The organism is Phormidesmis sp. 146-33 (assembly GCF_052939515.1).
Genome location: NZ_JBJPHU010000160.1, coordinates 1 through 12,510 on the forward strand (window position 1 = coordinate 1; position 12,510 = coordinate 12,510).

The following is a 12,510-nucleotide window of genomic DNA, read 5'->3' on the forward strand; positions in this document are numbered from 1 at the left end:
TTAATCTCATCAGGGGTAAATTCCCCGCCCCTTGGGGCGTAAGAAGGCTCAGAAAGAATGGCTGTTAATACTCCGTCCGCTTGCGGCGGAGCCTTTGATTCAATTTAGATCTCGACTTTTTCAAAAAATCGGAGATCTGCTGGATAGAAAATCTTTTAGTTGAAAGGTAAACCGTCATGAAACGGCTTGTGTTTTACTGTCAGCATACTCTGGGAATGGGGCATCTGGTTCGCAGTATGGAAATTGTGCGCGGATTGGTGAAGAACAATTGGCTCAGAAGGTGATTGCTTGTTTCCAGCAAACGCCCACGCCCGTAATATTTGATATGCAGGGCGTTGAAAAAACCGCGCAATGGGTGCGGGCGATCGCTCAAGAAAAGGTTGCAGCTTGAAGCACATCTTAGGAGGTGAATCCTGATGAAAATCATGTTTTACTGCCAATACCTCGCTGGTATGGGGCATCTAGTCAGAAGTACAGAAATCATTCGCAGCTTGGTCAAAGATTTCCAGGTTTGTTTTGTTAACGGTGGGCAGCCGATCGAGGGGTTCCAGTTGCCGTCTGGGGTTGAAGTCATTAACTTGCCCGCAATTTTAGAAGAGGATGGCGAACTCAAAGCGGTGGATAGTTCCCAAAACATTGAGGGGGTGAAACAGTGTCGCACGCAAGCGTTGCTCAACGCATTTGAGCAGTTTCAGCCGGATGGTTTAATCACCGAATGTTTTCCCTTTAGTAAACATAAAGTTAAGTTTGAATTGATTCCTCTGCTCGATCGCGCCAAAGCCTCAGTGCATCCCGTCAAAGTGGTTTGCAGCCTGCGAGATCTGATCATGACTCAAGCGCGCGCACCCAAAGTCTGGGCTAAACGATATGACGCAGTTTGCGACTTAATCAATCAATATTACGATTTGATTTTGGTGCACGACGATCCTCAGCTTCAGCGATTAGAAGAGTTTTTTCCCAAAGTCAGCAGCCTTAACTGCGAAGTCTATTACACCGGCTACGTGGCTCAGTCTTCTCCTCAGGTGCCCCTCACGGCAGAAGATCAGGCTATTTTTAACCAGAACAGCCCAATGATTATCGTCAGCGTGGGAGGGGGCAGGTTTGGCTATGAATTGCTCAACGCGGTCGCATCAGCCAGCGCTATTCTGGAGCAGAAAACTCCCCATCACATTCATGCGTTCACGGGCCCGTTTATGCCGGAAGAACAGGTTTTGCAGTTGGAGCAGGCGATCGCCCAGCAGAAAAACATGACGATTCGTCGCTATACGGCTCACTTGATTGACTACCTGAACCGAGCCGATATTTCCATCAGTTTGGGCGGATACAACACCACGATGAATATTCTCAAAACAGGAGTTCGTTCTCTGATCTACCCTGCTGCTTCAGAAGAACAGATGGGAGAACAAACTAGCCGAGCCACAATGCTAGCAGCAATGGGTGTGCTTGACCTGCTGCAACCTGAAGATTTAGTCGGCGATCGATTGGCTCAAAAAGTTCTGGCTAGCCTCGATCGAGAACCAGTTGCCCATGCCTTTGATTTGCAGGGCGCAGAGAATTCTGCATTGCGGCTCAAGCAATTACTCTACCGATCGGTCATGGTGGCGTAATCGATTGAACAGGCTTAGGAGTATCCGTTAAACAGACAAATTCAACAATCTAGACGACAGGGGATGCGAATCATGGAACAGCCTAAAGTATTGTTAATCGTAGGACCTAGAGAGCGGTTTAGCCACACCCGAAACTCTCTCGAAAGCATCTATAACGACACAGACTATCCGTTTGATCTCGTCTATGTAGATGTGTGTTCGCCTGCGCCAATCCGTCACTATCTTGAAGAACAGGCTCAACAAAGGCAATTTAAGCTGCTGCACACCGACTATTATATTTCTCCCAACCAGGCGAGAAATGTGGGGTTGCAGTATCTCTTGAGTCATGGCAAAGACCACTATCAATACGTGGTCATGATTGAGAATGACGTGATCGTTAAACCAGGCTGGTTGACCAAGCTAGTGGAGTGTGCCGAAGAAACGGGCGCGGCGGTGGTGGGCCCTTTGACCTGCATTGGTTCTCCTGCCCATCAGGTGATTCACAATGCCGGCGGTAAGTCGCAGATTATTACTGAAGTGAAGGGCGATCGCATCCGGAGACACATCTATCAGAGTGCCTCGTTGACGGGCAAAGCGGTGGCTGAAGTTCCAGAAAAGCTGCACCGGAAAAAAACAGACTATGTAGAGTTCCACTGTATGTTGGTGCGGACTGCCATTTTCAAGGAAACGGGTTTGCTCGATGAAGGAATGCTGGCAACGCGAGAACACATTGATTTTTGCTTTGTGGTGACTCAGTTAGGTGGTAGCATTTACAGTGAGCGCGAAGCTGTCGTGACAACAGACACGGTAGGCACTGAGACCAATCAGCAAGGATTAATTGACTGGTTTGGTGCGCCGCAACTCCCAGATTTTGAGTGGTCAGATTTGCCTTACTTCATGGTGCGCTGGAGTGATGCCTGGGATCTGGCTAGCCTGCATCACCTGCGCGATAAGTGGAATTTGACCGAAGACGAGTATTTCAAGAAGCGATACCAGAAGTTGGGAGCGCGACGGCATGAGCTGTTAGTTAAACCCTTAGTTCGTCGTCTGACGTTCGGCAAGGGCAACGTTTGGCTAGAAAAGCTCCTGATTGCCCTGGAGCGATCGCTCAACCACTATATGTATCACCGCTATACCCGACACAAAGCGCGTATCCTCAATCATCAAAAAGCACCTGAACCAGAGCTGATGAAGGCGAATTAGCGATCGGCTGGTCTGTGAAATCTGTATTCAACATTTGTAAAGGTATGAACCCGAAAGTTTGCATTACGACCCTGGAATTTCCGCCTGATGTGGGCGGTGTCGGCGAATCTGTCCATCGCATTGCTCAGATGCTGATTAAGCTGGGCTACGAGGTTCACATTGCCGTCTTTCGAGCGATCTTCCGCACCGAGCGAGAAAAAGCTGTGGCAGGCGAATATCAGCGTTCTAGCTGTCACACGATCGAGCAAGATGGTGTTGTGGTACATCGCCTGCACCCCGCGATTCGCTCCACGGTTGCCAAAGAGCAAGACTATCTCAGCGATTTGTACGATCAGCTTAGCATTTTACATCGGCAGCATCAGTTTGATTTGTTTCACGCATTTTTCATCAACGAGATGGGTTTTTTGACCACACTGTTAGCCAAAGAAAATAGGGTTCCGGTGATCAACAGCGTTCGCGGAGCTGATCTGCATAAGCATATCTTCAGCCCGCCACAGCATGGACAAATTACCTGGACGCTGGAGAATTCAACCTGGACAACCTTTGTGAGTCGAGATTTGATGCATCGTGCCAGGGTGCTGGTTCCCCAAATTCAGCCGCGATCGTCTGCTTTTTGGAATTCGATCGCCCCCCTGCACTTCGACAACTTGCCTACTCCGGCGCTAGTCAATCAACTGCGGGGAACAGTAATTGGTTCAGTTGGCAGTTTCCGCGACAAAAAAGGCTTGGAATTTTTATTGGATGCCTGTCAAACGCTGCGATCGGCATTCGATTTCACGCTGCTGTTTGTCGGAGATTTTGTTGGCAAAGAAAGCGACTACTGGCAGCAAGAATTGCAGAATAGCGGCGTTGCCGATCGCGTTATCGTCACCGGAAAAATCAGCCGCGCTGAAGCATTGGCATATCTACCCCATATGGATATTTTCGCCATTCCATCGATTCATGATGGCTGCCCCAATGCCTTGCTAGAGGCAATGCTGGCGGCTAGAGCAATTGTGGGGACGAACGTGGATGCGATCGGTGAAATTCTCGAAGATCGCGTCAATGCTTTAGTGATCAATCCGTTCTCTAGCGAAGAGCTGGCGATCGCATTACAGCAGTTGATGACTCAGCCCGATCTGCGACAGCAGTTAGGACTTGCTGCCAGAGATCAAGTGCTGGATCAGTTGGCACCCTCCGTAGAACAGCAAAATTGGGATTGGGTGTATCAGCAGACGTTAGGAATGCCACAAACCGTGCAACTGCCGGTCTCGGTGTAGCTGCCGCACATTTTTAACGTCTCCCTGAACAACCCTTACCCATGCCGGAGTGAATAATGAATAGCGAATCAGCCTTAGTTAAACGGAAACGCCCAAAAAATCTGAAAGCTGCCCTGCCCAGTTTGCAGCGGATCGTGCAGCGGTTTCAGCCACAGATTCGCAAGCAAGGGGTCTTGCTGACGGTTTCAATTCTGGGGCTGTTTGTTGAGGTGTTTGCGCGGTTGTTGGAGCCTTGGCCCCTGAAGCTGATTTTTGATCATCTGCTGATACCGACTCCCGATGCTGCGCCCCTCAGCATTCCGTTTCTCGATCTGACGAATGCCTCAACCCTGTTAATGATTTCAGCTTTTGCGATCGTTGGGGTAGCAGGATTGCAGGCAACAGCAGCTTACATAAGCCTGGTGGGTATGTCGCTGGCGGCAAGCCGAATCATCACTGAAATTCGGGCTGATCTATACGCGCATTTGCAGCGGCTATCCTTGTCATTCCATTACAAAGCCAAGGGCGGCGATTTGCTCACCCGCATCACCAGCGACATCGATCGCCTGCGAGATGTCACGGTAACGGCAGCCGTACCCCTGCTGGTCAACACCGTAACGCTGGTCGGGATGGTTGGTGTCATGTTCTGGATGGATTGGGAACTGGCTCTCATCGCCGTGACGGTGCTGCCCCTGTTCATTTTATCCAGTACAAAAATCACGCACCAGATTCATAAGGTTGCACGGGAGCAGCGCAAACGCGAGGGAGCGATGGCGGCTACCGCTTCGGAAGCGATCGGCGCTATCAAAGTCGTGCAGGCACTTTCCCTGGAAGATATGCTAGAGGACTTGTTTGCCCGCGAGAACGAAAAGAGTCTCGAAGACGTGGCGAAAACTCAGCAGCTCTCAGCAGGACTCCAGCGCACCGTGGAACTTTTAGTGGCGATCGCAACGGCTCTAGTGCTGTGGCGGGGTGTGCATTTGATTCTGCGAGGATCGGCAACGCCTGGTGATCTGCTGGTGTTTATCAGCTACCTCAAAACCGCCTTCCGCCCCACTCGCCAGCTTGCCAAGCATATCGCCATGATCTCCAAGGCAACGGCTTCAGGCGAACGGATTATCGATCTGCTGGATATCCTGCCAGATGTGAGAGACAAACGCGGGGCGATCGTGGCTCCTGCGTTCCACGGCAGAGTGCTGTTTCAGAATGTTTGCTTTGGCTACGAGCCAGACAAGCTCATCCTCGATCGCCTCAGTTTTGAGGTGCAGCCTGGACAGCGGGTGGCGCTAGTCGGATCGTCAGGCGGCGGCAAATCAACGCTGGTGAGCTTATTGCTACGCCTCTACGATCCGATCAGCGGACAAATTCTGATCGATCATCATGACCTGAGAGATTACAAGCTGTCGTCGCTGCGTCGCCAAATCAGCATTGTTCTGCAAGACAGCATTTTGTTTGGTGTCAGCGTGCGAGACAATATCGCCTACGGTGCTCTAGGCGCAACCGATGAGCAAATCATTGCAGCAGCGCGGTTAGCCAATGCTCATGACTTCATCATGGGGCTACCAGACGGGTATGACACAGTCTTAGGCGAAAGGGGCGCGACGCTTTCAGGCGGGCAGCGGCAGCGCATTGCGATCGCCCGTGCGGCTGTTCGGCAAGCCCCGATCGTCATCCTGGATGAGCCGACAGTCGGCTTAGACAATGAAAACGAACATGCCGTGACCGAAGCCCTCAGACGCTTGACGCAGGATTGCACCACGTTTTTGATCACTCACGATTTGCGCGCCGCGATCGATGCCGACCTGATTTTCTACATCGAGAAAGGCAGAATTTTAGAACGCGGCACTCACACCGAGCTACTACACTTGGGGCAACGCTATGCCGCCTTTTATCAACTCCAAAATGTGATCGGTCAGCCGCAGTCTGACGTTCCAATTTCCGTGCTTTAAAGCAGTAATGAAGTGGTTCTTAAACACGCATCAACAATATTTACTCTCAATGCAAAAAGGAGGAAATGATGTCAGTACAGATGTCAACATTGCAGAATATTCCAGAAGTGACGATCGTGGTTGTACCGCGCGAACGATTTCAGTTTGCGCGTCAGTCACTAGAGAGTCTTTACGAAAATACTTCCTATCCATTTAGCCTCATTTATGTGGATAACAATTCGCCTGTTAAGCTGCGGGACTACCTCAGAGAGCAAGCCCAAATCAAAGGGTTTCAATTGATGCGATCGGAACGCTTTCTGTCGCCCAATCAAGCGAGAAATCTAGGCTTGAGCGATGTCCACAGCAAGTATGTCGTGTTTGTTGATAATGATGTGATCTTTGCGCCGGGTTGGCTGTCGGCGCTGGTCAGTTGCGCCGAGGAGACGGCAGCACCCGTTGTCGGTTCGTTGGTTTGTCAGTATCAGCCGATGCATGAAATTGTGCATTGCGCTGGCGGAGAATACATGCCTTCTGAAGAGTATGCCAAGTTCGTTAAAGGGGAATCAACCCTACCCGCCGGACAAGCAGGCAAATGGCAGATTCACGAAAAAACCTATTTTCAGAATCGCAAAGTTGCCGAAGTACGCGATCGCCTGAAACGTCAGCCAACAGGATTTGTCGAGTTCCACTCAATGCTGGTTCACACCAAGCTCTTTGAGCAAATCGGCAGACTCGATGAAGGATTCTCCTGCACCAAAGAATATCTCGATTTTTGCATGACTGTCGCGCAAGCAGGCGGCACGATTTACCTGGAACCCGCCTCAGTCGTGACATTCCTGACGCACCCGCCTGCCCCTGCGCTGAGGTGGTCAGACCTACCTTATTTCATGGTGCGTTGGAGCGATGCCTGGGAGCGTCAAAGCCTCCTGCACTTTCAACAGAAATGGGATTTGGCAGAGAGCAAATACTTCATCAAGCGGTTCAAAAAACTGGGCCGGCGACGACGCGAAGAAATGATTCATCCAATTATGGAGCGGTTTAACTTCTTGGGAACAGCCAGCAGAAAATGGCTAGAGAAGCGCCTGGTTTCGCTGGAGAAACTGCTGAATCGCTATCTATCCGATCGCTACGACCGCACGATCAACGCCAAATAGTTCTGTAAAACGGTTCGTTCACCTCTATCAACATTACAAACAAAAGGATTCTATGCTTTACCGGGAATTTGGCAACACAGGCATGAATGTATCTGCGATCGGCATGGGCACCTGGAATATTGGCAACCAGTGGGGTGAAATTGACGAAGCAACGGCATTGGCAACAATTCGCAGTGCCTTTGACAATGGCGTTAACCTGTTCGATACGGCTGAGGCTTACGGTATCCCTCATGGACTGTCTGAAGAGCGCTTGGGCAGAGCACTGGTAGGAATCCGCGATCGCGTTCATGTAGTGTCAAAAGTTGGGCGGTGGGGCAGACGCTCCGGGCAAATGGTGCCCATGACCACGGTAGATATGGTGCGCCTCTGTCTTCATGCCTCTCTTTATCGGTTACGGACTGACCGGATCGACATCATGCTGTGTCACGACGGCAGAATTGAAGATCCCAGCATCTATCTGGAAGCCTTCGAGCAAATGAAGCAGCAAGGCTACATCCGCACCTACGGCATTTCAACGAAAGAACTCAAGGTGCTGAAACGGTTTAACGTCAACAACACCTGTCGCGTCGTGGAAGTAGAGTACTCTCTGCTCAATCGCAAAGCCGAGCCTGAGTTTTTGCCCTACTGTCAAGAGCATGGCATCGCTGTTTTGATCCGAGGCCCGCTCCAGAAAGGACTGCTCTCTGGCAAATATTCTCCTGATACCGTTTTCACCGACTCGGTGCGAACCGAGTGGTACATCGACGAAGCTAGACAGAAAAAGCTAGCGAGTGATCTGGCGAGAGTAGAACGGCTCAAAACCACCTTTCAGCCTGGAGAAGACATGGTAACAGCCGCTTTGCGCTTTGCGATATCTCACCCCGCGCAGCCCGTGGCAATTCCTGGAGCAAAATCGCCTGAGCAAGCTGCCATGAATGCAAAAGCGGGCAAGCAACTGCTGTCAGATGAAGAACGATCGCAGATCATTCGCTCTATGGAGCTAGACACTTCTGCCAAAAGAGCGATCGCAACGGCTGCCGGATAAGTTTTCAGGCGTTGCTGAATCCAAGTATGAATCGGTGGGTAGCGACATTTCTGGAACGCTCCCTAAATCCTCCACAAGTGAGGGACTTTGAAAGTTCGGGAGTCCCTCAGAATGGGGGTTGGGGAGCGAATTCATACCATCGTTCAGCAACGCCAGTTTTCAGTCAAGTTCCCCATCTCCCATCCCTCATCCCTCTCCCCACTATGCTCCTCACCAATATTGACTGGAAAACAACTTCCTCCTCAAGTACTCGCGTCATTTTAATCTCATCAGGGGTAAATTCCCCGCCCCTTGGGGCGTAAGAAGGCTCAGAAAAAATGGCTGTTCATATTCCGTCCGCTTGCGGCGGAGCCTTTGATTGCGGCATGGGCAAAGCACTTACAACGTTGAAAAGCGGCATCAGGGGAGTAGTGATGATTCCGTGCTGACGGCGAAATGACGCATGACAGCTTATCCTTCCAGAGTTAGTGAACATTTACCTTGACATCCTCACCGGGGTAAAGCCACGGCGATTCCAAGAATCACTTCTTAGATCTTTCTGCTTCCTAGCACCCGCCTCCACTCTCAAGGAATTTTGGTCTTACAGTCGCTCCACAGACTATCCCCGCCAGCCCAGCGGTTCTGATGGGTCGATACTCACAAGGAAATATCTATGTGTTTTGTTGACTCCAGGGTTGTCTCCATTGCCCTCTCCTCTTTTCCCGGTCTACCGATTTTTCTTCCCCGTTGCAATGGCTTCTCCTCTTTTCCCGGTCTACCGATTTTTCTTCCCCGTTGCAATGGCTTGCAAACTTTGGTGTTAGGGTTTATGTCTCCATCGTCGCGGGTGGGTCAGTGACCAGCTCTAGTGTATCGGTGAGGGCTTCAGCTTGCAAAGCCGTCGTAGAACGACGGGGTTTCCACCCACATTTTTCGATGAAGACAACTTGGCAAGGCTCAGGGCTACATCTCCTGATAATGCTTTCTCTGTTGGCAGGCGAAGTACACGCAACTGAGGATTCACAAGCCTCTCCAACTAGCCAACCCTCTAACACGTTAGAAACTCCTTCGGAATCACTAGATGACCAAGAATTGCCCGCCCGCCTGCAACCACTCAATCCTGATGCACCATTCGATCTAGATGAGCAAACTGAAAATCCGATGGGAAAGCTGACCAGCGTTACGGCTCTATCAGATGTGAAACCTACCGATTGGGCATATCAAGCGCTGAAGTCTTTGGTCGAACGGTACGGAGCGATCGCTGGCTATCCCAATATCACCTTTCGCGGAAATCGTTCCCTCACACGTTACGAGTTTGCCGCTGCACTCAGTGCAGCCATCCCAACCGTTGATCTTTCCAGCCATGCCACCAAAAAAGATCTGGAAGATCTGCAACGGATGCAGGCTGAGTTTGTCAAAGAATTGGAGATGATGAAAGGGAAAGTTAGCCGTTTAGAGCGCGTGATTCGCCCCGTTTCGGAAACCACCAAACTAACTGGCGAAGTTATTATTGCGCCGATTATGGTGGGCAGAGCCAAGCAAGCAGATGACGACGAACCAACCGACAGTGAACTCACCGTCAGTAGCCGGGTCAGGTTGAATTTTCTCACCAACCTGGGTGGCAAAACCCGACTTCGAACCAGGCTGCAAGCCAGAAACATTCCCGCCATTCAACGGGCAACCGGAACGGATATGGCGCGGCTCGGTTTTCAGGGCGACAGCGAAAATCGCTTTGAACTCAGTGATTTGAGCTTGCGTTCTCAGTTGAACAAACAAGTCACCCTATTTGCATCTGCGGTGGGAGGCAGTCTAAACGATTTCACTGAAACGCTAAACCCATTTTTGAGCGGCAGTGGACAAGGCAGCATCTCCCGGTTTGGGCAGCGAAACCCGATCTATCGTCAGGGAGGGGGCGCTGGGCTGGGTTTCAGCTTTGAACTCAGCAAAGCCGTTAACCTGGACGTGGGCTATGTAGTAGGAAACGCAAATAATCCGGCGATCGGCATTGATAAAGCCTCTTACAGCGCGATCGCCCAACTCACCATCGAGTTCAGCAAAACCGCTGCGCTAGGACTGACCTACGTCCGCTCGTTCAATAGCCTGGATACCAATACAGGCAGCGATCGCGCTAACGACCCCTTCGATAACAAAAGTGCCGCCATCACTGCCGATTCCTTTGGCTTGGAAACGACCATCGGCTTAAGCAAAAACCTGACTTTATCCGGCTGGGTCGGCTTTTCACACGCCACAGCCAGAGATTTACCCGGCAATCCATCCGCCAATATTTTCAACTGGGCAGTCACACTAGCAGTCCCCAATTTAGGGCAAGAAAGAAACCTGTTAGGGTTTGTCATCGGACAACCGCCTAAAGTGACAGCAAATGACTTTCAGCGCAAGGACGAACCCTATGAAGATGAAGATATCTCTCTGCACCTCGAAATGTTTTACCGGATTCGCTTGAACAAACGCATCAGCATTACTCCCGGTTTACTCATCATCACCCGTCCGGAGCATAATCGAGAGAACGACCCCATCTTTATTGGCACCTTGCGGACAACGTTTAGTTTTTAATAACTGGTTTAGCGTGCGTCTTGATGAGATACCACTGGAGATTATTCAGCACCGTTTTTTGTATCAGCACCTTGGGAATCAATAGCTTGCTTGCAAACGCGATCTAACTCGCTGACGGCACGACCTACTTTCTCAATCCACCGTGACTTCAGCCCCCCTGATCCAACTCACTGATACGCTTAAATCTCTCTAAATTAACGTCAGTCTCCAAGGAAGGCGCACCTGCGGGAAGGGCGAAAGAAACACAGCAGGACAAGTGGGCTGAGTGAGGAGTAATCTTGACAATAAGGCAATTCCTTCACAGCCAAAACCGATAGAACACTGGTGCAATTTTGCCCGTCGTCAGTCTGGTTGTGGAAGCTTGAGCGTAAGGCACTGGTGAAAAGGGGCCGTCCCTTTATCCCGATTAGGAGAATCAACCGTTCGCTGATTCCGGGTGAGGAATTGCCCTCCAATTGTCCTTTAACGGTTCTTCTATGCAAAAGCATTCAAGTCCGAGTCAGCCTCCTGGGAGTCATGAGCTAGAGACGCTAGATTGACTCAATCTCAACGCTTGTGGCATTGACATTGGTGCAGCGAGTCATTGGGTCAGTGTGCCGCCAGAGCGCCATACTGAAGCAGTGCGAGAATTCGGGTGCTACACACCGGATTTAGCCGCAATGGCAGACTGGCTAAAGCAGTGTCAAATTGAAACAGTGGCAATGGAGTCTACAGGGGTCTACTGGATTCCGGTATTTCAAGTGCTCGAATCTCGCGGCTTTGAGGTGATTCTGGTTAATGCCCATCACGTCAAAAGCGTTCCAGGGCGAAAAAGCGATGTCCTCGATTGCCAGTGGCTACGGCAGTTACATCGCGATGGCTTATTGTCAGGTTCCTTTCGTCCAGCAGACCAAATCTGTGTGTTACGCAGCTATATCCGTCAACGCGATACGCTGATTGGCGCTGCTGCACGACACATTCAGCGGATGCAGAAAGCGTTGACCCAGATGAATCTGCATCTCCATCAAGTGCTAAGCGACTTGACTGGAGTCAGTGGATTAAAGATCCTCAAGGCGATTGTGGCAGGCGAACGAGACCCTCACAAACTGGCAGCCCTCAAGCATGAGCGGGTACGGAAAAGTGAGGCAGAGATTGCGGCTGCCCTCAGCGGAGATTATCGAGTCGAGCCTGTGTTTGTTCTGACCCAGGAGTTAGCCCTTTACGAAAGCTATCAGCAGCAAATTGCTGCCTGTGATGCTCAAATTGAAGATTATCTCAACCAACTGCCCACGCAGCTTGCGCCAGAACAACTCAGTGAACCCGCTGCCCCACGCCAACGACCGCAGAATCAACCGAGTTTTGACCTCAAGCACCATCTGTACCGCATTAGTGGCGTGGACTTTACCGAGATTGATGGCATGGGGGGACTGACAGTGCAAACGATTCTGGCCGAGATTGGGCTTGACCCTAGCCGCTTTCCCACGGCAAAACAGTTTACCTCTTGGCTAGGTTTATCTCCAGGCGTTAACCTCTCTGGAGGGAAGCGCAAAAGTTCAAAAACGCGACATGTGTCTAGTCGAGCGGCGAATGCGTTTCGGATTGCGGCGATGGCAGCAGGCAAGTCTGGTTCTGCAATTGGGGCGTTCTTTCGTCGCTTAAAAGCACGGCTTGGCAGCCCCAAAGCAATTACGGCAACGGCTCATAAACTCGCTCGTATCTTCTACCAGATGTGGACAACTCGTCGAAGTTATCAAGATGCGGGAGCAGGGCACTATGAGCAGCAGTTTCAACAACGCAAACTCAAGCAGTTGCGAAAACAGGCTGCATCGTTAGGATTTGACCTCACAC

The 12,510-nt window shown here is 50.8% G+C and carries 9 protein-coding genes; all 9 read left to right on the forward strand.

Features of this window, described 5'->3' with window-relative positions; genetic code table 11:
• The first annotated feature begins 268 nt into the window (after positions 1-268).
• On the forward strand, positions 269-391 hold the full coding sequence (locus tag ACJ2PR_RS32695; protein ID WP_446880160.1) for a hypothetical protein: 123 nt from the start codon (positions 269-271) through the stop codon (positions 389-391).
• Positions 392-416: 25 nt separating this feature from the next.
• Complete coding sequence (locus ACJ2PR_RS32700; protein ID WP_446880162.1) at positions 417-1,607, forward strand: glycosyltransferase family protein; 1,191 nt, start codon at positions 417-419, stop codon at positions 1,605-1,607.
• A 72-nt stretch (positions 1,608-1,679) separates the two neighbouring features.
• Positions 1,680-2,789, forward strand: a complete 1,110-nt coding sequence (locus ACJ2PR_RS32705) for a glycosyltransferase family 2 protein (protein WP_446880163.1) — start codon at positions 1,680-1,682, stop codon at positions 2,787-2,789.
• A gap of 44 nt (positions 2,790-2,833) precedes the next feature.
• Positions 2,834-4,048 carry a glycosyltransferase gene (locus ACJ2PR_RS32710; RefSeq protein ID WP_446880165.1) on the forward strand — a complete coding sequence of 405 codons (1,215 nt, stop codon included), beginning with the start codon at positions 2,834-2,836 and terminating at the stop codon, positions 4,046-4,048.
• Positions 4,049-4,104: 56 nt separating this feature from the next.
• Complete coding sequence (locus tag ACJ2PR_RS32715; protein ID WP_446880166.1) at positions 4,105-5,976, forward strand: ABC transporter ATP-binding protein; 1,872 nt, start codon at positions 4,105-4,107, stop codon at positions 5,974-5,976.
• Between the two features lie 80 nt (positions 5,977-6,056).
• Positions 6,057-7,109, forward strand: coding sequence for a glycosyltransferase family 2 protein (locus ACJ2PR_RS32720; protein WP_446880167.1), 1,053 nt, complete (start codon positions 6,057-6,059; stop codon positions 7,107-7,109).
• 52 nt (positions 7,110-7,161) lie between these two features.
• Positions 7,162-8,133: an aldo/keto reductase gene (locus ACJ2PR_RS32725; protein WP_446880169.1), complete on the forward strand. Its 972-nt coding sequence runs from the start codon at positions 7,162-7,164 to the stop codon at positions 8,131-8,133.
• Positions 8,134-9,090: 957 nt separating this feature from the next.
• Positions 9,091-10,683, forward strand: a complete 1,593-nt coding sequence (locus ACJ2PR_RS32730) for an iron uptake porin (protein WP_446880170.1) — start codon at positions 9,091-9,093, stop codon at positions 10,681-10,683.
• Between the two features lie 560 nt (positions 10,684-11,243).
• The coding region (locus ACJ2PR_RS32735) for an IS110 family transposase (protein ID WP_446880171.1) at positions 11,244-12,510 on the forward strand (1,267 nt) is incomplete at its 3' end.